At 35.2% G+C, this 22,792-nt stretch carries 24 protein-coding genes and 1 pseudogene; 9 read left to right on the forward strand and 16 right to left on the reverse strand.

The genetic code is table 11. The features are described 5' to 3' along the window. Positions 1 to 15 precede the first annotated feature (15 nt). The 3 genes and pseudogenes from prfH (at position 16) to BLT04_RS08720 (ending at position 2,241) form a co-directional block, all read left to right on the forward strand. Positions 16 to 713 (forward strand): annotated as a pseudogene (gene prfH, locus BLT04_RS08710) (peptide chain release factor H). After that, positions 700 to 1,224 (forward strand): tetratricopeptide repeat protein, encoded by a 525-nt coding sequence (locus BLT04_RS08715; protein WP_089755388.1) that lies wholly within the window; start codon positions 700 to 702, stop codon positions 1,222 to 1,224. Before prfH ends, BLT04_RS08715 begins: the two are co-directional and overlap by 14 nt. A 24-nt stretch (positions 1,225 to 1,248) precedes the next feature. Continuing rightward, positions 1,249 to 2,241: an enolase C-terminal domain-like protein gene (locus BLT04_RS08720; protein WP_089755389.1), complete on the forward strand. Its 993-nt coding sequence runs from the start codon at positions 1,249 to 1,251 to the stop codon at positions 2,239 to 2,241. A gap of 102 nt (positions 2,242 to 2,343) precedes the next feature. Here BLT04_RS08720 and BLT04_RS08725 read toward each other — a convergent pair whose 3' ends face one another. Together BLT04_RS08725 and BLT04_RS08730 are read right to left on the reverse strand one after the other, a co-directional pair. After that, positions 2,344 to 2,631: a cytochrome C gene (locus BLT04_RS08725; RefSeq protein WP_089755390.1), complete on the reverse strand. Its 288-nt coding sequence runs from the start codon at positions 2,629 to 2,631 to the stop codon at positions 2,344 to 2,346. A gap of 24 nt (positions 2,632 to 2,655) precedes the next feature. After that, positions 2,656 to 2,946: a c-type cytochrome gene (locus tag BLT04_RS08730; protein WP_089755391.1), complete on the reverse strand. Its 291-nt coding sequence runs from the start codon at positions 2,944 to 2,946 to the stop codon at positions 2,656 to 2,658. Positions 2,947 to 3,238: 292 nt separating this feature from the next. On the opposite strand from BLT04_RS08730, the gene meaB reads away from it, so the two are divergent. Continuing rightward, positions 3,239 to 4,252, forward strand: a complete 1,014-nt coding sequence (meaB, locus tag BLT04_RS08735; protein ID WP_089755392.1) for a methylmalonyl Co-A mutase-associated GTPase MeaB — start codon at positions 3,239 to 3,241, stop codon at positions 4,250 to 4,252. Between the two features lie 95 nt (positions 4,253 to 4,347). Here meaB and BLT04_RS08740 read toward each other — a convergent pair whose 3' ends face one another. Beyond that, positions 4,348 to 4,875 carry a DUF4251 domain-containing protein gene (locus tag BLT04_RS08740; RefSeq protein ID WP_089755393.1) on the reverse strand — a complete coding sequence of 176 codons (528 nt, stop codon included), beginning with the start codon at positions 4,873 to 4,875 and terminating at the stop codon, positions 4,348 to 4,350. Positions 4,876 to 4,984: 109 nt separating this feature from the next. Here BLT04_RS08740 and BLT04_RS08745 point away from each other — a divergent pair, with 109 nt between their 5' ends. Both BLT04_RS08745 and BLT04_RS08750 read left to right on the forward strand, forming a co-directional pair. Further along, complete coding sequence (locus tag BLT04_RS08745) at positions 4,985 to 5,791, forward strand: M48 family metallopeptidase (protein ID WP_089755394.1); 807 nt, start codon at positions 4,985 to 4,987, stop codon at positions 5,789 to 5,791. 96 nt (positions 5,792 to 5,887) lie between these two features. Then, positions 5,888 to 6,205, forward strand: a complete 318-nt coding sequence (locus BLT04_RS08750) for a hypothetical protein (protein WP_089755395.1) — start codon at positions 5,888 to 5,890, stop codon at positions 6,203 to 6,205. 41 nt (positions 6,206 to 6,246) lie between these two features. Here BLT04_RS08750 and BLT04_RS08755 read toward each other — a convergent pair whose 3' ends face one another. The 9 genes from BLT04_RS08755 to pgi form a co-directional block, all read right to left on the reverse strand. Further along, positions 6,247 to 6,858, reverse strand: a complete 612-nt coding sequence (locus tag BLT04_RS08755) for an outer membrane beta-barrel protein (RefSeq protein ID WP_089755396.1) — start codon at positions 6,856 to 6,858, stop codon at positions 6,247 to 6,249. Beyond that, a complete protein-coding gene (locus BLT04_RS08760; protein WP_089755397.1) occupies positions 6,842 to 7,657 on the reverse strand; it encodes an ABC transporter ATP-binding protein in 816 nt (271 codons plus the stop codon). The genes BLT04_RS08755 and BLT04_RS08760 overlap by 17 nt, the downstream gene beginning before the upstream one ends. After that, positions 7,657 to 8,409 (reverse strand): MlaE family ABC transporter permease, encoded by a 753-nt coding sequence (locus tag BLT04_RS08765; RefSeq protein WP_089755398.1) that lies wholly within the window; start codon positions 8,407 to 8,409, stop codon positions 7,657 to 7,659. Before BLT04_RS08765 ends, BLT04_RS08760 begins: the two co-directional genes overlap by 1 nt. Before the next feature lie 113 nt (positions 8,410 to 8,522). After that, positions 8,523 to 9,893, reverse strand: a complete 1,371-nt coding sequence (locus BLT04_RS08770; protein ID WP_089755399.1) for an exopolysaccharide biosynthesis polyprenyl glycosylphosphotransferase — start codon at positions 9,891 to 9,893, stop codon at positions 8,523 to 8,525. Between the two features lie 44 nt (positions 9,894 to 9,937). Beyond that, positions 9,938 to 10,567, reverse strand: coding sequence for a 7-carboxy-7-deazaguanine synthase QueE (locus tag BLT04_RS08775; protein ID WP_089755400.1), 630 nt, complete (start codon positions 10,565 to 10,567; stop codon positions 9,938 to 9,940). A 7-nt stretch (positions 10,568 to 10,574) separates the two neighbouring features. Then, on the reverse strand, positions 10,575 to 11,459 hold the full coding sequence (locus BLT04_RS08780; RefSeq protein ID WP_089755401.1) for a bifunctional 5,10-methylenetetrahydrofolate dehydrogenase/5,10-methenyltetrahydrofolate cyclohydrolase: 885 nt from the start codon (positions 11,457 to 11,459) through the stop codon (positions 10,575 to 10,577). Between the two features lie 25 nt (positions 11,460 to 11,484). Next, a complete protein-coding gene (locus BLT04_RS08785; protein ID WP_228421922.1) occupies positions 11,485 to 11,781 on the reverse strand; it encodes a type II toxin-antitoxin system RelE/ParE family toxin in 297 nt (98 codons plus the stop codon). Next, positions 11,771 to 11,989 carry a hypothetical protein gene (locus BLT04_RS08790; protein ID WP_089755402.1) on the reverse strand — a complete coding sequence of 73 codons (219 nt, stop codon included), beginning with the start codon at positions 11,987 to 11,989 and terminating at the stop codon, positions 11,771 to 11,773. Before BLT04_RS08790 ends, BLT04_RS08785 begins: the two co-directional genes overlap by 11 nt. A 40-nt stretch (positions 11,990 to 12,029) precedes the next feature. Next, positions 12,030 to 13,670 (reverse strand): glucose-6-phosphate isomerase, encoded by a 1,641-nt coding sequence (gene pgi / locus BLT04_RS08795; protein WP_089755566.1) that lies wholly within the window; start codon positions 13,668 to 13,670, stop codon positions 12,030 to 12,032. A gap of 343 nt (positions 13,671 to 14,013) precedes the next feature. Between pgi and BLT04_RS08800 the strand changes: the two genes are divergently transcribed. After that, entirely contained in the window at positions 14,014 to 15,444 is a 1,431-nt protein-coding gene (locus BLT04_RS08800) for a glycoside hydrolase family 125 protein (RefSeq protein WP_089755403.1), read from the forward strand. A 76-nt stretch (positions 15,445 to 15,520) separates the two neighbouring features. Here BLT04_RS08800 and BLT04_RS08805 read toward each other — a convergent pair whose 3' ends face one another. Next, entirely contained in the window at positions 15,521 to 16,435 is a 915-nt protein-coding gene (locus BLT04_RS08805; protein WP_089755404.1) for a DUF4349 domain-containing protein, read from the reverse strand. 206 nt (positions 16,436 to 16,641) lie between these two features. On the opposite strand from BLT04_RS08805, the gene BLT04_RS08810 reads away from it, so the two are divergent. Further along, on the forward strand, positions 16,642 to 18,000 hold the full coding sequence (locus BLT04_RS08810; RefSeq protein WP_089755405.1) for an acyl-CoA dehydrogenase family protein: 1,359 nt from the start codon (positions 16,642 to 16,644) through the stop codon (positions 17,998 to 18,000). A 98-nt stretch (positions 18,001 to 18,098) separates the two neighbouring features. Here BLT04_RS08810 and BLT04_RS08815 read toward each other — a convergent pair whose 3' ends face one another. After that, positions 18,099 to 18,476, reverse strand: coding sequence for a DoxX family protein (locus BLT04_RS08815; protein ID WP_089755406.1), 378 nt, complete (start codon positions 18,474 to 18,476; stop codon positions 18,099 to 18,101). Positions 18,477 to 18,628: 152 nt separating this feature from the next. Between BLT04_RS08815 and BLT04_RS19205 the strand changes: the two genes are divergently transcribed. Beyond that, complete coding sequence (locus tag BLT04_RS19205; RefSeq protein WP_449384766.1) at positions 18,629 to 18,784, forward strand: bacteriocin-like protein; 156 nt, start codon at positions 18,629 to 18,631, stop codon at positions 18,782 to 18,784. A gap of 84 nt (positions 18,785 to 18,868) precedes the next feature. Here BLT04_RS19205 and BLT04_RS08820 read toward each other — a convergent pair whose 3' ends face one another. Both BLT04_RS08820 and lon read right to left on the reverse strand, forming a co-directional pair. Further along, a complete protein-coding gene (locus tag BLT04_RS08820; RefSeq protein WP_089755407.1) occupies positions 18,869 to 19,981 on the reverse strand; it encodes an AI-2E family transporter in 1,113 nt (370 codons plus the stop codon). Positions 19,982 to 20,202: 221 nt separating this feature from the next. Then, positions 20,203 to 22,608 (reverse strand): endopeptidase La, encoded by a 2,406-nt coding sequence (lon, locus tag BLT04_RS08825; protein WP_089755408.1) that lies wholly within the window; start codon positions 22,606 to 22,608, stop codon positions 20,203 to 20,205. Between the last annotated feature and the right edge of the window lie 184 nt (positions 22,609 to 22,792).

Raw genomic sequence — 22,792 nt, forward strand, 5'->3', positions numbered from 1 at the left:
GTAAACTAAATTAAAATGGACAAATTAATACAAATAACCTCAGGAAGAGGACCTTTAGAATGTCAATGGGTAGTTGCCAAAGTTCTGAAGGTTTTCCTTGAGGAAGCAAAACATAATAATATAGACTACGAAATCATACACCGTGAAAATGGGGATGAAAATCTGACATTGAAATCCGTGACCCTGCTTTTAAGAGCAAAAGATTTAAATGAATTTTTAAAAACTTGGTTAGGAAGCATTTGTTGGACAGGAAAAAGTACATTCCGGAAACTGCACAAAAGAAGCAATTGTTCATCGGTGTTTTTGAACTGGAGGGTTTGGAGAAAATCAATTTTAATGAAAAAGATATTCAATTCCAGACAACGAGAAGCCAGGGGAGCGGCGGACAAAACGTGAATAAAGTGAATACTGCCGTTCGTGCAACTCATTTACCGACTGGGCAAAGTGTTTTCGTACAGGATTCGCGTTCGCAATTGGAGAATAAAAAACGGTCCATTATAAGATTAAAAGAAAAAGTCTTGGAACAGAATATTATTCAGCTTCAAAAAAGAATGCAGGAAACCTGGAACAATCATCTGCAGGTGCAAAGAGGAAGTCCGATCCGTACATTTTCCGGAACAGATTTTAAAAAGAATTATCAGGAAAAATCTTTCAAAAAACAAAGAAACGTCCTGAAAAACGAATTAAAAAACTACAGAAATGACCTTAACTAAAAGCAAATACTATTTCGAGGCTTTAGATAATTATCCTTACAGCTTGCCGGATTGCCTGGAAGCGTTGAATTATGCATTGTCCTACGATCCCGAAGATGCAGACAGCCTGTGTTTGATGGGAAGAATATACAGCGAAATGCTGACTGATTACGAAAAAGCAAGGCTTTATTTTGAAGAAGCGATGCAATGTGATGTGACCAACTTAAATGTTCCGCAATATTACATCAAATGCCTTTTGGACAATGAAGATTTCCATGAAGCCGAAAAGCTCATCAAATATTCTTTAAAAATCAAAGGAATAGATAAATCGGCAATTTGGCTTCATCGATCTTTGCTTTCCGAGAAGAGAGGAAGTTTAATAAATGCCTTGAAATTTTTGGATGAAGCTAAAAAATATTGTTTTACCGAATACAGTTTGAATATTGTAAAAGAACGCAGGAAATTTATCAAATCTAAAATGCCCAAAAAGACCAAACAAAAACAAATTAAAAAGAAGGAGGAGACGAAATAAGTCTCCTTTTTTGTAAATTTAATAATGGAATTACGGTTTGAACTTAAACAGCTTCACTTAAAAGAAACATTCTCAATCGCTTACGGAAATTATGATAAACGGGAAGCATTACTCATAGAATTGTCTCATCAAAACGGAAAAGGTTACGGCGAATGCGTTGCGATCGATTATTATCAAATTGATCTTCAGAGTTTTGTTTTAAAATTAAAAGAAATTCAACCAAAGATTGAAGCTCAGAAAATCATTCATCCGAAAGAATTTTTCAAATTTTTAATGAGTTTAAATCTTCATCCGTTTCTACTTTCTGCGTTGGATTGTGCCTATTGGGATCTTTTCGGAAAATTGGAAAACAAAAGTTTTATTGAATTAAATAACATTCCTTCTGAAAATTTAGTGGAAAGCTCAATCACCATTTCCGTGGGAGAAATTGATAAGCAGATACAAAAAATTGAAAAAAGCAATTGGAACAAGTTTAAAGTAAAATGTAAAGGTTTAGATAGAAACAATGTTGAAAAATTGTTAGCATTAAACAGAAATATCGCTTTAGATTCCAACGCAAGCTTTACTGATCAAGATTGTCTTTGGCTTCAGGAAAATGTTGAGGTTCAGAAGTTTTCATATTTAGAACAGCCGCGACCAATTGATCAGTATAAAGCTCTTAGAAAAGAAGGTTTCGCCAATTGGATGGCAGACGAAGATTGTCAGAATTTGGATTCTTTGGATGAATTAATTCCGTATTACAAAAGCATCAATATCAAATTAATGAAATGTGGCGGTTTAACTGCCGCCTTAGAAATGATTAAAAAAGCCAGAGAATTAAACTATAAAATTATGATCGGCTGCATGACAGAATCTACCGTTGGGATTTCTGCGGGCTGTGTTTTGGCAGGGTTTGTTGATTATGTAGATTTGGACGGCGCGAATCTTATTTCCAATGATTATGCAACGGGAAATTTTGTAGAAAATGGGAAAATAATGCTCAACGGAAAACCGGGATTGGGAATTGAACTGAGATAAAAGTCAATGGTGAATAGTCAATTTGCTTTGCTTGTCAATTCATATGTTTTTCTTTGCCTTAAAATCAAATTCAAAAACAAAAACAGACTTTCAGAAGAAAGCCTATTTTTTATTTACAGAAATAAGATAATCGTAAAGCATTTGATGTTGATCATCATTTAACTTCGCTCTGGGAGCCATTCTGCTCAATGTTTTGATCCATCCCTGATCGTCATGCTTTGCTGGGTTTGGTAAACCGTGACATTTGTTGCATGAGTTTTCAAAAATGGTCTTTCCTTGTGCTAATTGCTCAGATGAGGTGTATTTTGGTCCGGTTACAGCCACACTTTTAGGCCCGCAGGAAACCATAAAAGCTGAACCTAAAATAATACTTAAAATTAACTTTTTCATAGTAATATTTTTTAAGATGAATTGTTACTTTTTCACAGAAACAATATAATCATAAACCCATTGATGCTGCTCGTCAGACAGTTTTGCTTTCGGCGCCATTGAGTTCATAATTCCTACCCATTGTACAGGATTATGTGAAGTAGGGTCTGGTAATTTATGACATCTTCCGCACGAGTTTTCAAAGATCGTTTTTCCCTGTGCGATTTGTTCTGCTGTTGAGGCTGAAGCTACCGGAGATGTTGCTGTTGAAGCTTTTGGTGTACAGGATGCTAGCAAAACAGCAGTGAATGATGCTACAGCGATGAGTTTTTTCATTGTTTAAATTATTTGATTGAAACAAATGTAGGAAATTCCCTTTTCCATTGATTAGGCGGAACTTAATTTAGAAGAAATACAAATAGTAATAATAATGTGAATGGTGAATTCGTTTCACTTGTAAATTGTCAAATTTTCTGAATTTCAAAAAAAGTGAAATTTTGAGGTGAAAGTTTCCCTCTTTTGATCGGAATTATTTATAAATTCATTGAAATATCAATTCTTGAAAAAATTGACAAGCAAAGCAAATTGACTATTGACCATTCACCGTTTAATCCTTATTTTTGAATTAATGAAATTTTCTACAGAAGAACTAATTGAAGGCATACAATCGGGCAACAAACGCCTGATTGCAAAAGCCATTACCTTAGTTGAAAGTAAAAAAGCCGAGCACAGACAGCAAGCCGAGGAACTTTTAAAGAAAATTATGCCTTTCACGGGAAAATCCGTTCGTGTAGGAATTACAGGTGTTCCGGGTGCCGGGAAATCAACTTTTATAGAAAATTTCGGAAGATTGGTCATTTCTCAAGGCAAAAAAGTGGCTGTTTTGGCGATCGATCCGAGCTCAGCGATCAACAAAGGAAGTATTTTGGGTGATAAGACCAGAATGGAAGAATTGTCGAAAGAAGAAAATGCTTTTATCCGGCCTTCCCCGAGCTCCGGATTTTTGGGTGGCGTTGCGAATACTACTTTTGAAACAATGATGATCTGCGAAGCTGCAGGCTACGATTATATTTTAATTGAAACCGTTGGAGTAGGGCAGTCAGAGGTTTTGGTCGCCGATATTACTGATGTTTTTTTATTCCTGAAAATTATCGGCGGCGGAGATGAGCTTCAGGGAATCAAGCGCGGTATCATGGAAATGGTAGACGTGATTTTCATTAATAAAGTAGAAGAAAGCAATTTTCAGAAAGCAAAAAATACAAGATTAGAATTAAAACGAGCGCTGGATTTTATTCCGCCAAAAGAAAAAGACTGGAAAGTTCCTGTTTTATTGGGTTCTGCTTTACATAATCAGGGATTGCAGGAAGTTTTTGAAAAAATTGATGATTTTATCAGCTTAAAAAAGAAAAATAACCGTTTTGAAGCCGTTCGGACCCAACAAGCCGAAAAACGCTTTGAATATTGGGTTCAGGAATATATTTTATCTATGATGAAGCGGGATAATTCTGTGGAGGAAGCCTATATTCAGCATAAAAAAAATGCTTCAGCAATGGTTTCAAACCCAAGCACCGAAGCAAAGTTATTTGTTGAAAAGTTTTTACGGGATTCGAGTTTCGAATTTCCTGGTTCAGAGAATGTTTAAATATAATTAAACGAATCAATTACCGGGATCTGAGTTTCGAAGTTCCTGGTTTGAGCATGTTTATTAAACTCGCATCACGAATCTCGCATCAAACTTTACTTAGATTCCTCATTTTTAGAAACATATCCATCGTAAGAAATCGGCTGTCTGTCATTGCTTCTTACTGAAGTGAATGCTTTTCCGCTTTTATAGATTTCAATGATAATTTCATCAACTTTATCTGTATCGTTCGGTTTAATTTTTACAATCCAGGTTCCTTTTTTATTTTGGGATTTATTAACTGTAAAGTCTTTAGATTCAAATCTATAGCTATTATCACCACTGTAATTTGGTTTAAATGATCTTCCGAAATAGGGTAAAACAACATTTAAAATATTATTTTTTAATTCTATGGTATAATTTCCGTTCAATTCAAGAATTCTTGTTGAGGTAGAATTCGGCATAGAATTCATTACATTAATGACATCATAATTCGTAGGATTGGCTCTTTGGGCAAAAAAGGTAAACTCCTGTGAATTAACAAGGGTATTGACGGATTGAGGATCCATTTTGCTCTGTGCCGAACAACTCTGGAAGAGAAAGAAAAATCCGAAAATAAATAAGAGTGAAATATACTTTTTCATGATAGTAAAATAATTATTACATTTATATAGCAAATTGTATGCAAATATATTCCTTCTGAGGTATTTTGGAATAGAAATTGTTAAGGTTGAATTATTAACACTCGAAACTATGAAAATAAAACATTTATTCGGAATGGGAGCAGTTGCATTGTCAGTTGCAGCCTGTACCACAAACCCTATTACAGGAAGGTCTTCTTTGCAGATCGCAAATAATTCAGAAATATTAACAATGTCTGCACAGGAATATAAATCGACATTGTCTAAAGGAAAAGTAATTACAGGGACAGCAGATGCAAAAAGAGTGGTAAATGTAGGAAACAGAATAAAAACTGCTGCAGAAAAATATTATCAAAGTATAGGAAGATCTGCTGATCTTGCGAATTACAGCTGGGAATTTAATCTTTTACAAAGCACAGAACTTAATGCGTGGTGTATGCCGGGCGGAAAAGTAGCTGTCTATACAGGAATTTTACCGGTTACGAAAAATGATAACGGACTTGCCGTTGTGATGGGCCACGAAGTTTCTCACGCCCTAGCCGGACACGGGAACGAAAGGATTTCTCAGGCCATGGTAGCGCAATATGGTGGAAGTATTTTAGGAAGCACGATTTCTAATGCGCAATGGGCCGCTATTTTCCAGAAAGCTTATCCTATCGGTTCACAGGTTGCGTTATTGAAATATGGAAGGAATCAGGAATCAGAGGCTGATAAAATGGGATTATATCTAATGTCGATGGCAGGATACGATCCAAGAGAAGCAATCCCTTTCTGGAATAGGATGGAAGCGTCATCTACAGGAGGAAGACAGCCGGAATTTTTATCTACCCACCCGAATCCTGAAACAAGAATTTCAGATATTAATAAGGATTTACCTCAGGCTTTAGAATATTATAAGGCTGCAGGTGGAAAAATATAAAATATAATAATTAGAAATTTTAATCTTGATTAGCCTTATTAAATTTTTAGTAAATTTGATAAGGCTTTTTAATTATAACCACTTAGACACAACATTATGAAAAATTTAACAATTATCGGGCTGATACTTTTAGCTTTATCGGTACTTCTATTTTATTTAACGGCAAACAATTTTACAATCAATGATCTGGGAATGCCTCATATCATGGGAATTATGGGAGGAATTGGTGTTGGCTTGATTATCGGCGGACTTGTAGGGTATGTAAGTAAAGGAAGCGCTATTAAGGCTGAGCAAAAGAAAAAAGAATACAGACAATTACAAAAAGATAAGGAAGACCTTGAAAAACAGGCTGCAGAAATCGCAAGACGTGAAGCAGAACTTCGTCAGGCACAAAATAATAATCCTCAAGTTTAATGATTTGAGGATTATTTATAGTTGTTATTTTCGTGAAATTCTTAAAATTTATATCCTAAACCTACCATAAAAAGGTTGGGCCTGTTGTCGTATCGTACTTCTTCGCCGGATACTTTGTTGATGAAATTTCTTTCATCTTTGCTGAAAGAGCCTTCATATCTTGCATTTACGATCAGCTTTTTGATTTCAAGCTGAGCCCCGAATTGATAACCTACCGTGAAATTATCTCTTGCATTTTCTTTAAAATCATTGAAAGTATCTTCTTTGCTCAAATTATAGCTTGCAACCGGGCCAATAAAGACGCCCAACATATCTCCTAAAACTTTGTGGCCTACAAGAACCGGTAAATCTACACGGCTGCTTTTAATATCAAAAGTTGTGTTGGCGGTTGTAAATTCGTTCTTAAAATTGGTGTAATACAATTCCGGCATTGCGAAAAACGCCATTGGAAGGTTTACCTTTAATGAAAGACCTACGTTGAAGCCTACATTGTTTTTACCTTCTCCTTCGATCGCGCCGTTTACTGTTCCTTTGATATTTTTCCATGAAGGCGAACCTGTCGGGAAAATTAAATTCGCTTTACCGGCAAGAGAAATCTGCGCCGAAGCAAACAAAGAAAATCCTATTAATGCTATACTAAGTACCTTTTTCATTATCGTCTATTTTTGTGATTGTATTCTCAATAGTTTTATTATTTTCCAATAAATATTCTCTCAGTTCTTTAAATAATTCTGATGAATAAACGAAGTCAATAAGATTTTTATTGCCCGCGGTGATGAGAACGTCTTTATTTCCTTCCCATTCTTTAATTCCTAATCTTAGGTAAACAATTTTCTCGCCAATCGTCATTACGGAGTTCATATCGTGCGTATTGATGATGGTGGTAGTATTGTATTCTTTTGTAATTTCAAGCAGAAGATCATCAATTACATTTGAAGTATAAGGATCCAGGCCAGAGTTTGGCTCGTCACAGAACAGGTATTTAGGGTGATTGACAATGGCTCGGGCAATGGCTACACGTTTTTGCATACCTCCGGAAATTTCAGACGGGAATTTTCTGTTGGCTTTATCTAAATGCACTCTTCCGATTACTTCAAAAACCCTTCTTTTTTTCTCTCTGAAAGTAAGGTTGGTGAACATGTCCAAAGGAAACATAATGTTTTCTTCCACCGTTAAAGAGTCAAACAAGGCACTTCCCTGAAATAGGGTTCCGATTTCAGAGCGTAAATGCTGCTTTTCTTCCCTGTTCATCACATTAATATCTCTTCCGTCAAAAAGGATTTCTCCTGAAGAAGGCTGATAAACATTCAATAAGCTTTTAAGAAAAACGGTTTTTCCGGAACCACTTTGTCCAATGATAAGATTCACTTTTCCTTTCTCAAAGGTTGTTGAAATTCCTTTAAGTACTTCAACTTCATCAAAACTTTTTTTAAGATTTTTTACCTCAATCATTAGCTTAATATTAATTGGGTTAATACTAATTCGGAAAGAATAATGAAAACCATCGTCCAGACCACCGCTTGTGTACTTGCGCGGCCTACTTCCAGCGAACCTCCTTTTACGGTATAACCGAAATAAGCAGGAACAGTAGCAATAATGAAGGCAAAAACTGCGGTTTTGGTAAACGCATAATACACAAAAAGATTAGGCATATACATCTGAATTCCAGTTATATAATCCGCTGTTGTCCAGTTTCCTGTTAAAACCCCTGCAACATACCCTCCGCTGATACCAAAAACAATACTTATGGCAATCAGGAGCGGGTTAAAAATAACACAGGCAATGATTTTAGGTAAAATTAAAAAATTGGGTGAATTTACTCCCATAATATCTAATGCATCGATCTGTTCCGAAACCCTCATTGTTCCTATACTCGAAGCAATATATGAGCCAACTTTCCCTGCCAGAATCAAGCTGATAATGGTAGGTGAAAATTCCAGGACCAAAACAGCCTTTGTAGCATATCCTACAAACGAAGTCGGAATAGGAAATGAGGAAGCATCAAAGTTGTTAAACATTTGAATCGCAACTACGGCTCCTACGAATATAGATGTAAAGATCACCAACCCGAATGAGTTGACTCCCAAATCATTGATTTCTCTCATGAACAGCTTCCAGAATACCCTCATTTTCTGAGGCTTCTGCATGGATTTACCCATGAGGATGATATATTCTCCTATTGCTGTAAAAAACTTTTTTAACATTCTGCTAAATTAGACTTTTTTTATTTAATTAGTTTAAAACTGAGGTTAAGTCTGAGGCTCTGTTTAATCAAAAATTTAAACCATATTAACACAAATCTCATCCTTTTTTTATTTTATTTTGCATTTTTATCTCCACCGATTACCAATAAGATAGTTTTCAAAATAATGACAATATCCAACACAAAACTCCAGTTTCTGACATAAAATGCATCCGCCAGGATCCTTTTTTTCATATCAACTTCCACATCGCCAAAATCTCCCCTCAAACCATTTACCTGGGCAAGACCTGTAATTCCCGGGCTTACCATGCTTCTCAGGCTGTATCTCCCGATCTTCGGCTTATAATAATTGTCAACCGCAAGCATATGAGGTCGCGGACCGACAATTGACATTTCTCCTTTCAGCACATTAATAAACTGAGGAAGCTCATCAAGACTTGTTTTTCTTAAAATTTTACCGAATTTTGTAATTCTTGAATCATTTTCTTCTGTTGTTTTGGTCGCTGATTCATCATTTACAATCATTGTTCTGAATTTTATACAATGAAAAACCTCTTCATGAAAGCCATATCTTTTCTGTAAGAAAAAAACGGGCCCTTTTGATGTAATTTTAATAAAAATTGCAATAATCGGAAATAACCACGAGCAGATGCCCACCAAAACAAGCACTGAAAAAATGATATCAAAAACCCTTTTCAGTAAAAAATTAGAATAATAATCTAACGGATATCTTGCCTGATTTAAAACCGGCTGTGTCTGAATATATTCCAGATCATAAAGGAAAAAATCACTTTGTGTAATACTCGGAATCAAGGTTACATGCACTTTGTTGGCTTCAGCAAGGCTAAAGATTTCACTTTCGGTATTTTCGGTCAGTGAATGATCAGTCGGCAAAAACAGCGTATGAATTCCGTTTTTTTTCCAGAATTCAACCAAATCGGCAGAACTTATGCCAGATTTAGAATAATTAAATATCTTGTATCCGTAATCTTTTCTGTTAATCAAAATATTTTTTAAAACTTCTGTGGAGCTGTCTTCGTTCAGAAACATTATATTTCTGTGATTGATTCCTAAGCTGCGGAAATATTTTATCGTAAAATAAATTAAAGATTTAGCTAAAAATATAAAGAAAAACAGATAAAATGAAAGCCAGTAAACATCGGAATTAAAAAATACGTTGTAGCTCACTTTTCCGATCAGCAAAACACCGAGAATGAATAGCAGGCAGTGAATAAGCAGCCGTTCAAGAAATAAGGTATAAGTAAGATTTCTCGGAATATTATAAATCTTTGTCCTGCCGCTGAGAAGCATCCAGAACAAAAATAACAGTATTAACGAAAAAGCATTTTGATACCAGGTTTCCTGATTATATTTTAACTCAGCATTTCTGCTTAGAAAAAAGAATATAAATATAGATGCAATAACCACGAGGTCAAGCAAAATAATAATCGATTTCAGGTATCTAGAGTATCGAATTCTCTGCATCTATTGGTTTTTCTTACGAATACGGGAGGCTAATATACGTTTTTTTATGGTATATTCAGATATTTATGTGTCTGAACGGAAGCCCGCCATTTGGGATGCTCTAGAATAAAATCTGTAATTTTAGGATACATTTCATCCCGTTTGCTCCATTCGCTTTGAAGATATAATGTACAGTTTTCGGAAACTTTTGCAGCCTGTTCTTCGGCAAATTTAAAATCGTTATTGTTGAAAACAATTACTTTAAGCTCGCTTGCTTTGGCGTAAATTTCCTCTTTTGGAAGTCCTGTTTTCTTTGGGGAAAGTGTAATCCAGTCGATTTGTCCGCTCATGGGATATGCCCCGGAAGTTTCGATATGAACGGTGCATCCCAATTCTTTTAATTTAGAGGTTAAAATATCAAGATTCCACATTAAGGGCTCTCCACCTGTTAAAACAATTGTTTTACAGTGTTTTGCGGCGGTTTCTGCAATTTCTTCTGCATTCATTAACGGATGTAAATTCGGATCCCAGCTTTCTTTCACGTCACACCAGTGGCATCCGACATCGCACCCGCCCAATCTTATAAAGTAAGATGCTTTTCCGGTGTGTGCCCCTTCTCCCTGAAGAGTGTAAAAATGCTCCATTACCGGGAGCATTTTACCTTCTTTTAATAATATATCTTCTATTAAATCCATTTTAAAATTAGTCGTTATAGACTGAAGTTTTGTAAGCAATGATGGTGTTTTTCATCAACATCGCTCTTGTCATAGGGCCAACACCTCCCGGAACAGGCGTTATCCAGCTTGCTTTTGCGGCACAGCTGTCAAAATCAACATCTCCGGCCAGATAGTATCCTTTTGGTGAATCGTCGTCTACCCTTGTGATTCCTACATCAACAATTACAGCCCCTTCTTTGATCATTTCACCTTTTAAAAAGTGCGGATCTCCCAAAGCCGTAATAACAATGTCTGCTTTTTTAGTATATTCTTCAATATCTTTTGTGTAAGAGTGCGTTAATGTAACCGTAGAGTTTCCAGGGAAATCTTTTCTTCCCATCAAAATACTCATTGGTCTTCCTACGATTTTACTCCTTCCGATGATGACACAGTCTTTACCTTTGGTTTCAATATTATATCTTTCCAATAGTGTTAAAATTCCGAAAGGGGTTGCAGGTAAGAAAGTATCCATCTCCAAGGCCATTTTTCCGAAATTTACAGGGTGAAAACCGTCGACATCCTTTCTCGGATCAATCGCGTTAATAATTTTCTCCTGATCGATCTGATCGGGTAAAGGCAACTGAACGATAAATCCGTCAACTGCTTTAGACTTGTTTAATTCATCGATTTTTTCCAATAATTCAGATTCAGAAACCGTGCTTGGAAATTTAACCAAGCTTGATTGAAAGCCAACTTCTTCACAGTCTTTCACTTTAGCATTGACATAAGCCTTGCTTGCGCCATTGTTTCCGACAAGAATGGCAACCAAATGAGGCGCTCTTTTCTTGCTTTCCAGGATCTTTTCAACTTCAGCTTTGATTTCTGCTTTTATTTCTTTGGATACTTTTAATCCGTCAAGAATTTCTGCCATTTTTTACTTTTATTACTTTTTGTTATTAGATTTTAAGGATATTTTTCCGGAATCTGATGAGTGCAGAAACGGAGAGGATGTTGACAATTTGCTGTTGCTCATCAATATCAAACAGAACTAAATAAGGTAATTTCTTTAAAGGGATTGCCCTTACATCTTTGTATTTGACGGTAAAGAAAGGATTTAGCTGTAACGATTTATAAGCATCAAATAATTTCTTTCTAAAGCTTTTGGCTGCAGATTGAGACTGCATTTTATAATATTTAATGGCTTCATCAATATTATTGTTTGCAATAGGAGAAACTAAAATTTTAAATGCCATATTTTTCCGAAATTTTCTTTAATGATTCGAAAGCATCTACAGATTGTGATCTATCTTGCTTTAAAGCTTCATCAATCACCATTTTCATCTCATCTGTCAATTCAAAATCATCCTCATTCTTTTCAAAGCTGATTTTCATTTTTTTTAAAAAAGTTTCCACAAAGGTCTCTTCTTCCTTATTGTTTAGGTTAATGATAATCTGTGTCATATCTTTTATTTTAATCAAAATTAATGAAAATCCGTAACAATTATTTATTTGCTTTATAATAATTAATCAACCCGTTTGTTGAAGAATCATGAGAGCTGATTGCTTCATTATTTTCAAGTTCCGGCAAAATTTTATTGGCCAAAACTTTTCCTAATTCAACTCCGAACTGATCAAAACTGAAGATATTCCAAATAACACCCTGTACAAATATTTTATGCTCGTATAAAGCGATTAACTGCCCTAGTGAAAATGGAGTTAATTCATTGAATATAATTGAGTTAGTCGGTGTGTTTCCGTGGAAGACTTTATAGTTTAACAAGAAATCGATTTCTTCATCAGATTTTCCTGAATTTTTCAATTCTTCTTCAACTTCTTCTTCTGTTTTTCCGAAGGCAAGTGCCTCAGTCTGAGCGAAAAAGTTAGCCAATAATTTATCCTGATGATCAGAAACTTTATTCGGACTTTTTGCATACGCAATAAAATCCGCAGGAATCAATTCTGTTCCCTGGTGAATCAATTGATAGAAGGCATGTTGTCCGTTCGTTCCCGGCTCGCCCCAAATAATCGGTCCTGTTTCATATTCTACGAATTCTCCGTTTCTGTCAACACATTTTCCGTTACTTTCCATATCTCCCTGTTGAAAATATGCCGGAAATCTGTCTAAATACTGAGAATAAGGAAGAATTGCATGCGTTGTTGCTGCATAGAAATTACGGTACCAAATTCCAATTAATCCCATCAAAACAGGAATATTTTCAGAGAAATCAGCCGTCTGGAAATGTTGATCCGTATTGTAAGCTCCTTTTAATAATTCCTCAAAATTCTCATATCCAACGGATAAAACGATACTTAAACCGATGGCGCTCCACAATGAATATCTTCCGCCAACCCAATCCCAGAATTCGAAGATGTTTTCCTCTGCAATTCCGAAGTCTTTAACTGCTTGAACATTAGTTGATAAAGCCACAAAATGTTTCGCGACATCTCCATGTTTTCCAGCTTTTAAGAACCAGTCTTTTGCTGAATTGGCATTTGTCATCGTTTCCTGAGTCGTAAACGTTTTAGAAGCAATGATAAATAAAGTGGTTTCAGGATTTAAATTTTTTACAACTTCCGCGATATGATTTCCGTCTACGTTTGAAACAAAATGAACGTTTAGCCTTGTTTTAAAATGTTTTAAAGCCGAAACTACCATCACTGGTCCCAAATCTGAGCCTCCGATTCCTATGTTCACGACATCGGTGATTTCTTTTCCGCTGAAACCTTTATGATTTCCTGAAATAATGCTTTCAGAAAAAGTTTTCATATGATCTAAAACTCTTTTGATCTGAGGTTTGATACTTTCACCGTCTACCAAAATTTCCTTATCGGAAAAATCTCTCAAAGCTGTATGCAGAACAGCTCTTCCTTCCGTTTCGTTGATTTTATCTCCCGAAAACATTTTAGAAATAGCGTCTTTCAGCTGACATTCTTCTGCAAGATTCAGTAAAAGTTCTTTCGTTCTTGCATCAATTAAATTTTTAGAATAATCAAAAAGAAAATTTTCTCTTTTTAATGAAAATTCGTTGAAACGGTTCGGATTGTATGCGAAAAGACTTCTTAAATCGAAATCATTATTTCCAAAATGTTCGTCAAGCGCTTTCCAGCTTTCTGTTTGAGTAGGATTTATTTTTGATAGCATATGTTTAGAAATTAAGGTTTTTAAGGCATTGGATTTAGGATTGTTGAATACCAAATCCTCATGCAAAATTATTGATTTGCAAATTTACGGAATTTTACTTCAATGATGTTAATTGAGAATTAAAAATCAATTCACCGACTAGTTTGATTTTTAATAGATCAAAATTATTTTTCAATATTTTATTAATATTTTTTTGACAGAGAATCTTTGTAAAGAGAATTATAATGTTTTATGAATGTCAAATTACTTAAGAATGAAATCGATAAAAAACTTCTACTCAAAATAAAGTTTGGTAAATTTTAAAATCGTTATTTTTAGAATTGATTTATTTTCGTTAAAAATTATGATTAATAGAAGAAATTTCATTAAAAAATCATCATTAGGATTTGGTTTTTTTGCTTTGCCTACCTCTTTGAAATTCGTTTATAGAGATGATTATATTTCAAAAAGGCCGAATGTTAATCAAAGAAAATTTACTTCCCAAGCAGTCGAAAATATAGTTAAAATCGTTAAAAAATCAATTGCAGATGAAGAATTGGCGTGGATGTTTGAAAATTGTTTTCCCAATACCTTAGACACAACGGTTAATTTTTACCATAAAAACAATAAATTCTACACTTACGTTATCACAGGAGATATTGATGCGATGTGGCTTCGGGATTCTTCAGCTCAGATTTTTCCGTATTTAAATCTTGCCAATGAAGATGAGAAACTTAAAAATTTAATAAAAGGAGTTATCAACAAACAGGTTGAATGCGTTCTTCTTGATCCTTACGCCAACGCTTTTTTTGATGATCCGAATAAGATCAGCGAATGGAAAAATGACAATACAGAAATGAAACCCGGAATTCATGAGCGAAAATGGGAAATCGATTCTTTGTGTTATGTAATGCGCTTATCTTACAATTACTGGAAAATAACGGGAGATTCTTCTGTTTTCGATACTGATTGGAGAAAGGCAATGCACTTAATTTTACAAACTTTTAAGGAGCAGCAAAGAAAAGATTCCAAAGGGCCGTATAAATTTCAACGAGCAAACGGAAATCCTTTAGACACTCAATTTGGAGAAGGTTTTGGAAATCCTACAAAGAAAATAGGCTTAATTCATTCGATGTTCCGGCCTTCTGATGATGCAACTTTTTATCCGTTTTTGATTTCTTCGAATATGTTTGCTGTTGTTTCTTTGAGACAAATTGCCGAAATTTTTTCTAAAGTTTTTAAAGATGAAAATTCTTCCGTACAATATAAAAATTTAGCGAAAGAAGTGGATGAAGCCATTCAAAAATATGCCATTTTAAATCATCCTGAAGCTGGAAAAATATACGCTTTGGAGATTGACGGTTTCGGAAATGCTTTATTTATGGACGATGCCAATGTTCCGAATCTGCTGTCAATTCCGTATTTGGGATATGTTTCAAAAGAAGATGAAATATATAAGAACACGAGAAAATTTTCTTTAAGCAACGCAAATCCGTGGTTCAGCTCAGGAAAATTTGCAAAAGGAATTGGCGGACCGCATATTGGGGAACATAAAATTTGGCCTCTTGGATTAATTATGCAGGCTTTGACAACAGATAATGAAGAGGAAATTATCTATTGTCTGAAAACATTAAAAGCAACGCACGCCGGAACCGGATTTATCCATGAATCTTTTGATGTCGACAATCCAAAAGATTATACAAGGTCTTGGTTTGCATGGGCAAATACGCTTTTTGGTGAGCTGATTCTTCATTTATACAAAACAAAACCTGAAATTCTGAAAAGGAAGTTTTAAAAATAAAAACCTCCAAATGATGAAGGTTTATGTAAAATTTTAAGTTTTATGATGATAACCAAAAAGTTAGGATAGCTTACAATTCTGATATATTTTGCTCTGTTTTTTTTGAGGGTTTTCTTTTTCTTAAGAAGAAGACAATTGCAGCTCCGATCAATAAAACCGGCCAGATTGTAATCAGCCCTACTGCGATTTTCTGGATTAAATAAAATCCTTCCACAAAAGCATTTTTTGCATCGTAAATAAAGTTGAATTTGTATTTATTATCAACGTTTTTTGTATTGGTAATAGCGATTTCGGCGATGCGGAGTTTCGGTTCTTTGATGTAAATGTCAATCGTGCTGTATTTCAGATTATCGGTTACGTCCATATTTGCAAGCTTCTGCTGATTTTCTTCCGACATATTATCGTTGTCCAGAACAATTTTATCTTTATTGGTCTTTAATTTAGAAATATTTTCACTTGTTTTTTTTATTCTTTTCCCTTCCAGCTCTGCATATTTGATGCCTGAAGTCACGTCTTCCGCATTGATCGATCTGGAATTCAGGAATAATTTTTTATCATTAATTAAAGTCAGAAGTTCTCCAAGCTTGCTGGTCGGAACCCGCACCTGCATGGTGTTTTCAGTTTGGTATTTTTTTACCAGCATTGCATCGTCACTTGATGTGTTGTAGGTGTCTTCAGAGATGACATTGCTTCGTAAATTGCTGTGCGTTACAAATCCACCCAATTCCTGAACTGATTTTTCGATGGAAATTGTCGCTTCGTAAACATCTTTCACTTCCATATTGACGTCTGCGGTTTTGATAAATTGCTTGTCTTTTACATTCATAGTTGCGGTGGAAGAAACACTGTCTGAAACAACTACCGCCGCCGAATCTGCCGCTGCAGACATTTCGTAATCGTTTGCTGTGGCTTCTCCTTTTTTACATGAATAAATTCCTAATAAAAGTGTGGCTGCCAATGATAATCTGATGTAAGTGGTTTTCATAACGTTGATTTTTAATGTTTTGCTTACCTCAAAGTTGAAGCTGAATCTTTTGTAATGTTTGAAAATCAGGAATAAAAAGTTTGTAAAAATTAAAGTTAATTTAATGAGCTAAAAGTCAGTGTTTTGTAAAATAAATTAAAGAAGATGGTCTTGTTTTCGGATTAATTTTTGCTTAACTTTTACAAAACAAATTCACAACAACTATTATGTCAAATACTTTTTCCAAAATCAGAAACGCGATAGATTTGTTCAGATCAATAGATTTTGATCAGTTGAGTGCCATTTCTCAAAAAGTTGACCTTCCAAAATTGATGCAGAATTTCTCAAAATTAGATGATAAACAGCTTGGAGGACTGATGAAAATGCTCGATCCGAATAAAAAAAAGAAAGAACTTCCGCCGATTGACGGTGATTTCTACGATATTTATCACACTTTGAGCCCCGAACAGCGAGAAATTCAGCTTAAAGTAAGAGCGTTCATGGAAAAAGAAGTAAAACCTCTGGTAAATCATTATTGGCTGAGAGATGAATTTCCGTTTGAATTAATTCCAAAATTTCAAAAGCTCAACATTTGTGGAGTAACATATCAAGGGTACGGCTGCCCCGGAATGCCTTTTTTAATGGAAGGCGTTTTAGCCATGGAAATGGCAAGAATTGATGCTTCAATTGCTACTTTTTTCGGCGTGCAGTCGGGTTTATCAATGGGTTCGATTTACATTTGCGGCTCGGAAGAGCAAAAACAAAAGTGGCTTCCTCAAATGCAGAAATTTGAAAAAATCGGAGCTTTTGGTTTAACAGAACCTGAAGTTGGTTCCGGAGCAGCGGGTGGCTTAACCGTAACCTGCAAAAAAACTCCTGAAGGCTGGATTTTAAACGGACAAAAAAAATGGATCGGAAATGCCACTTTTGCAGATTTAATTATTATTTGGGCAAGAGATTTAGGTGATGGCGAAGTGAAAGGTTTTATTGTTGAAAAAGACAATCCGGGCTATTCCGTTGAGAAAATCAAAGGAAAAATGGCGTTGAGAATCGTACAGAACGGATTGATTACGTTGAAAGACTGTTTAGTTACAGAAGAAAATCGTTTGCAAAATGCCAATTCATTTAAAGACACGGCAAAAGTGTTGAGAATGACCAGAGCTGGCGTTGCATGGATGGCAACAGGCTGTGCAAGAGGTGCTTATGAAAGTGCATTGAGCTACACCAGAACAAGAGAGCAGTTTGGAAAACCGATTGCGTCTTTTCAAATGATACAAGGGCATTTGGTAGAAATGTTATCCAACTTAACGGCTATGCAAACCATGGTTTTTAGATTGTCTGAGATGCAGGATGAAGGTATTTTAAAAGACGAGCACGCTTCTTTGGCAAAAGTTTTCTGTACCTTAAGAACAAGAGATATTGTTTCCAGGGCCCGTGAAGTGATGGGCGGAAACGGAATTCTGCTCGAATACGATGTCGCGAGATTTGTGGCCGATGCAGAAGCAATTTACTCTTATGAAGGCACAAAAGAAATCAATTCACTGATTGTCGGAAGATCGATTACGGGATTCAGTGCTTTTGTATAATTTTGTAAGTGAATGGTGAATAGTGAATAGTGAATTTTGCTCCGCAAGTTAATTTCTAAATTGACAAGCAAAGCGAATTGACTATTCACCATTCATTATTATTTCACTAAAGCCTTATATTTTTCTTTATTATCGATAATTATCCAAATATTGATAAGGAATAAAATTGCTGCGATTGACATTCCCATTGTTGATTTGTCTATTGAAAAAACGTGAACAACAATCCCAACCATTACGGGTAGAATAACGATTGCGCCAAGAGCTCTTGTTTTTGGGAATATAAATAATAATCCGCCGACAATTTCCACAATTCCAATTAATGGCATCAGCCAATAAAGCTCTCCAAATGCTGCAAAAACTTTCATTTGCTCAGGAGTCGGCTTTTCCATTGGCATGTAATTAAAAAATTTGTTTAATCCGGCATTGATAAACATAAGTCCGAAAAGAAGGGACAGGATAAATTTTACGGTTTTCATGTTTGATAATTTTAAATCAAATTTAAATAAAATTATAATTCGTTAAGCAAATAAAAATAAATTCTATAAAATTCCCTTTTTAATGAAATATTTTTCTTAGATATTGCTGAATTTCATATATTTGTTTTACAAATCAAACAAATCAAATAATTATGTTGAAAAATCTTAAGAAATTAGATCGCTCAAATCTAAAAACGATTAAAGGAGGAGATGATCCTAATATTGGTTATTGTCCTGATAGCCATACTTACATTCCTTGTGACCAGCTTTGTCCGAATGGACGAAATCCTCTTTGTGCACTTGGATAAAAAAACAGGCCCTTCAATTTGAGGGGCTTTTTTATGTATTATTAATATTTTTAAAGTAAATTATTCGTACTTATTACTCAGGACTCAATCCATTTCTTTCAACGTAATATTTTTCGATATTTTGTAGCTTTTTTTCTTTTTGTGAGGCTTTTCTTCTTCGCCGAGCAATTTTCCCCAAGGTTTTAAGCCATCCACCCTTTCAAAAATAATTTTTAAAATAGCAATAGCCGGAATACATAAAAACATTCCTGCAATTCCCCAAAGATGCTCGCCCAGAAGTATTCCGAGGAAAGAAAATAAGGCATTTATCTTCACTTTTGAACCTACAACGAACGGCAGAATGATATTTCCGTCCACAATATGAATTCCGATATATCCGATAATCACATAAATGCATGTGGCTGGAGTTCCTGTTGCAAAAGCAATAAAACAGGAAATTAAAAGTGAAATACATATTCCCAAATAAGGAATTACATTTAATAAACCGGTTAAAATAGCCAAAAGAACAGCATATTTTACACCTAAAATGGTCAAAACGATTGATGTAAGAATAGAAACAATCAGCACCTGCAGACAAAGCCCGATGATGTATTTTTTTGTCATGATTCTTACTTCATTAACGACTTCCTGTACGCTGGATTTGTGTTTTTCATTAAAAACGGTGACAATAAAATTATTTAAAATTCTTCTGTAATTTAAAATGAAAATGAAAAAAAGAATAAAAAATATGATAAATCCGAATCCGGTTGAAAATATTCCGAAAGTGAAGCCTAAAATTACGCCTGAAGAAGAAAGAAGTTTATCTAAACCCTGATCAAGATAATCCAGCTGCTGATCAATTTTGATATGGAAAGTATCTGAAACCCAATGTTGTAAGCTGTTAAAAACAACCGTTGATTGTACCCTTAAATGCGGTAGATCCTTACTAAAGCTAGAGAGTTGCGATCCAAAAAAGTAAACCAGTCCGGATAAAATCATCAACATGATCATCAAAGAAGTCAATGTGGAAAAAGACCTCGGAAATCTAAGTTTTTTCTCCAAAAAAGAAGCGAAAGGCAAAAACAGCATCGCCATCAGAAATGCCAGGAAAAATGGTGCTAAAATACTCTGTCCCAATGCCAAAAGATAGCCAAGCCCTATGATGGAGATCACGACAAGGGTAAGTTTAACAAGGAAGGGTAATCGAAGAAAATTCATACATTCAAATCTGTTGCATAAAAATAAGAAAAACCCTCCGGATTTGAGTTTATATTTATTTAATTAACGTTTATTATTTAATTTATGAAAAATTAGCCGGCTCTGTTAAGACAAATTTGATAACCAATGTCATCAATTATTATTGTAAAAATCAAAAAAAACACGCCTCCAAAAATTGTGGCGTGTTTTTCTTGTATTGAGAAGTTATATGTAACTATAAATTATTTTTCAAGAGCAATTTCAATAACTTCTTCCATTTTATTGACGTAATGCACTTTCAGATTTTTCAAATAATCTTTTTTGATCTCTTCAACATCTTTTCTGTTGGCTTCACAAAGGATCACATCTTTTACTCCGGCTCTTGTTGCGGCGAGAAGCTTTTCTTTAATTCCGCCTACAGGAAGCACTTTTCCTCTTAATGTAATCTCGCCGGTCATGGCAAGATGAGGTTTTACTTTTTTATTTTTAAAAGAAGAAACCATTGAGGTCAGCATTGCTATTCCCGCAGAAGGTCCGTCTTTTGGTGTTGCCCCTTCCGGAACGTGAACGTGGATATTTTTCTTTTCAATATCTTCCTGAGAAATCCCGAGTTCATCGTGTTTTGCCTTTATATATTCCAAAGCAATTGTCGCGGATTCTTTCATCACCGTTCCCAGGTTTCCTGTCATTGTCAGAGCTCCTTTTCCGTTGCTTAAAATGCTTTCAATGAATAAGATATCTCCGCCAACGCTTGTCCATGCAAGGCCTGTTACAACTCCCGGAACATCCGTAAGCTCAGATAAGCTTTTCGGTCTTGGAACTCCCAAAATTTCATCTACTTTTTCAAGCGAAATTTTAGAATCATATTCCCTTAATAAAGCCGTCTGCAATGCTACCCAACGGGCAACGGATGCTATTCTTTTTTCCAGACTTCTTACACCGCTTTCTGAGGTGTGAGCTTCGATAATATGTTTTAATTCAGCATTTCCGAGTTTGAAAGATTTTGTATCCAAACCGTTTTCTTCCTGCTGTTTTTTAATTAAATGTCTTTTCGCAATCTCGATTTTTTCTTCCAAGGTATAACCCGCGATCTGAATGATTTCCATTCTGTCCAAAAGTGGAGTCTGGATTGTTGATAGCGAGTTGGCTGTTGCAATAAACATTACTTTAGACAGATCATAGCCCATTTCTAAGAAATTATCATAGAAGGCTTTATTCTGTTCAGGATCAAGGACTTCCAGAAGTGCCGAGCTCGGATCTCCGTGAATACCTTTCCCAACTTTATCGATCTCATCCAGCACGATCACAGGATTTGAGGTTCCGGCTTTTTTAATGGACTGAAGAATTCTTCCCGCCATTGCACCGATGTAGGTTTTTCTGTGACCACGGATTTCACTTTCATCGTGAAGCCCGCCCAAAGAAACGCGGACGTATTTTCTCCCCAAGGCATCGGCAACAGACTTTCCTAACGAAGTTTTACCCACTCCCGGAGGCCCTACCAATAATAAAATCGGGGATTTCATGTTGTTTTTTAATTTTAAAACAGCCATGTGCTCCAAAATTCTTTTCTTGATGTCTTCTAACCCAAAATGTGCTTTATCTAAAACTTTTTCGGCTTTTTCAATGTCAAAAGTATCTTTGGTGAATGTATCCCAAGGCAGATCTGTAAAGAAATCGAGGTAATTTCTCTGAACGTTGTAGTCCGGTGAATTAGGATTTTGTCTCTGTAATCTGCTGATTTCCTTTTGGAAATGATCTTCAACCTCGGAATTCCAGGTTTTTGTTCTTGCTTTTTTAATTAAATCTTCAACATCACTTTCCGGCCCGCCTCCCAATTCATCCTGGATGGTTCTGATTTGCTGATTCAGAAAGTATTCTCGCTGCTGTTTGTCAAGATCCTTCGATGTTTTTTGATGAATCTGATTTCTCAATTCCAGCTTTCTGAAATCTTCGTGCATCATTTCATAACATTTATTGGCTCTTTCCATTAAATTTTTCTCTTCAAGCAGCTTTTGCTTTTCAGTAGATGAAAAATTAGCGTTGGTGCAGATAAAATTTAATAGATCATCATTGTTATTGATGTTTTTGATCGCAAAATTCGCTGCATTCGGGATATTCGGGTCAAGCTCAATAATTTTTAATGCTAAATCTTTAACATTTTCCAGTAAAGCTTCGTATTCTTCCTTATTTTTAGGTTTTCCGTCTTTTAATTTTGAAATTTCAGCTTTAAAATACGGTTGGGTTTCAACGAAGTTTTTAATCTTAAACCTGTGAAAGCCTTTGGTGATCGCCGTAATATTACCTTCAGGAAGTTTAATGATCTTAATAATCTTGGCTAAAGTTCCGGTCTGGTAAAGATCTTTTTCAGTCGGCTGCTCAATATCTGAGTTTTTCTGGCTTACAATTCCGATAAAATCTCCATTTTTCTGGGCTTCCTCTAAAAGCTGTATAGAGGCTTTTCTCCCTGCAGTAATAGGAATTACCACATTAGGGAACATTACCATATTTCTTACAGGAAGTATCGGGAATATTTTTTGCTCGGAATTTTTTTCAGTTTCCGAAAGATCTGCAAGGCTGATTTCTTCGGCTACAATATCAAACCCATCACTTATCATTTCCTCCAGACTCATATCTTCAAATTCTGTCATAGTTAAATCAAATGACAAATTGTCATTTTCGTTTTAAATCGTTAACGTGAAATTACGCAATATGCGGTAAATAGTTGTAACATATTAGGTATCTCTAAAATGCACAATACCTATGCCATTTGTTTTTTGATAAAAAATATGGTCAAAATTTCCTTTTTTGTATTATTTGAATTTTAAAAATTAA

The sequence above is a fragment of the Chryseobacterium soldanellicola genome (assembly GCF_900100115.1).
Taxonomy (GTDB): domain Bacteria; phylum Bacteroidota; class Bacteroidia; order Flavobacteriales; family Weeksellaceae; genus Chryseobacterium; species Chryseobacterium soldanellicola.

Bases quoted from the DNA above. Each gene is read 5' to 3' on its own strand.
- lon (WP_089755408.1), bottom strand. From the start codon at position 22,608: ATGACAGAATTTGAAGATATGAGTCTGGAGGAAATGATAAGTGATGGG.
- BLT04_RS08755 (WP_089755396.1), bottom strand. From the start codon at position 6,858: ATGAAAAAGGTACTTAGTATAGCATTAATAGGATTTTCTTTGTTTGCT.
- BLT04_RS08805 (WP_089755404.1), bottom strand. From the start codon at position 16,435: ATGAAAACCACTTACATCAGATTATCATTGGCAGCCACACTTTTATTA.
- BLT04_RS08770 (WP_089755399.1), bottom strand. From the start codon at position 9,893: ATGCAGAGAATTCGATACTCTAGATACCTGAAATCGATTATTATTTTG.
- BLT04_RS08800 (WP_089755403.1), top strand. From the start codon at position 14,014: ATGATTAATAGAAGAAATTTCATTAAAAAATCATCATTAGGATTTGGT.
- BLT04_RS08785 (WP_228421922.1), bottom strand. From the start codon at position 11,781: ATGGCATTTAAAATTTTAGTTTCTCCTATTGCAAACAATAATATTGAT.
- BLT04_RS08730 (WP_089755391.1), bottom strand. From the start codon at position 2,946: ATGAAAAAACTCATCGCTGTAGCATCATTCACTGCTGTTTTGCTAGCA.
- BLT04_RS08740 (WP_089755393.1), bottom strand. From the start codon at position 4,875: ATGAAAAAGTATATTTCACTCTTATTTATTTTCGGATTTTTCTTTCTC.
- BLT04_RS08780 (WP_089755401.1), bottom strand. From the start codon at position 11,459: ATGGCAGAAATTCTTGACGGATTAAAAGTATCCAAAGAAATAAAAGCA.
- BLT04_RS08715 (WP_089755388.1), top strand. From the start codon at position 700: ATGACCTTAACTAAAAGCAAATACTATTTCGAGGCTTTAGATAATTAT.
- BLT04_RS08720 (WP_089755389.1), top strand. From the start codon at position 1,249: ATGGAATTACGGTTTGAACTTAAACAGCTTCACTTAAAAGAAACATTC.
- BLT04_RS08725 (WP_089755390.1), bottom strand. From the start codon at position 2,631: ATGAAAAAGTTAATTTTAAGTATTATTTTAGGTTCAGCTTTTATGGTT.
- BLT04_RS08765 (WP_089755398.1), bottom strand. From the start codon at position 8,409: ATGTTAAAAAAGTTTTTTACAGCAATAGGAGAATATATCATCCTCATG.
- BLT04_RS08820 (WP_089755407.1), bottom strand. From the start codon at position 19,981: ATGAATTTTCTTCGATTACCCTTCCTTGTTAAACTTACCCTTGTCGTG.
- BLT04_RS08760 (WP_089755397.1), bottom strand. From the start codon at position 7,657: ATGATTGAGGTAAAAAATCTTAAAAAAAGTTTTGATGAAGTTGAAGTA.
- BLT04_RS08750 (WP_089755395.1), top strand. From the start codon at position 5,888: ATGAAAAATTTAACAATTATCGGGCTGATACTTTTAGCTTTATCGGTA.
- BLT04_RS08745 (WP_089755394.1), top strand. From the start codon at position 4,985: ATGAAAATAAAACATTTATTCGGAATGGGAGCAGTTGCATTGTCAGTT.
- meaB (WP_089755392.1), top strand. From the start codon at position 3,239: ATGAAATTTTCTACAGAAGAACTAATTGAAGGCATACAATCGGGCAAC.
- BLT04_RS08775 (WP_089755400.1), bottom strand. From the start codon at position 10,567: ATGGATTTAATAGAAGATATATTATTAAAAGAAGGTAAAATGCTCCCG.
- BLT04_RS19205 (WP_449384766.1), top strand. From the start codon at position 18,629: ATGTTGAAAAATCTTAAGAAATTAGATCGCTCAAATCTAAAAACGATT.
- pgi (WP_089755566.1), bottom strand. From the start codon at position 13,670: ATGCTATCAAAAATAAATCCTACTCAAACAGAAAGCTGGAAAGCGCTT.
- BLT04_RS08790 (WP_089755402.1), bottom strand. From the start codon at position 11,989: ATGACACAGATTATCATTAACCTAAACAATAAGGAAGAAGAGACCTTT.
- BLT04_RS08810 (WP_089755405.1), top strand. From the start codon at position 16,642: ATGTCAAATACTTTTTCCAAAATCAGAAACGCGATAGATTTGTTCAGA.
- BLT04_RS08815 (WP_089755406.1), bottom strand. From the start codon at position 18,476: ATGAAAACCGTAAAATTTATCCTGTCCCTTCTTTTCGGACTTATGTTT.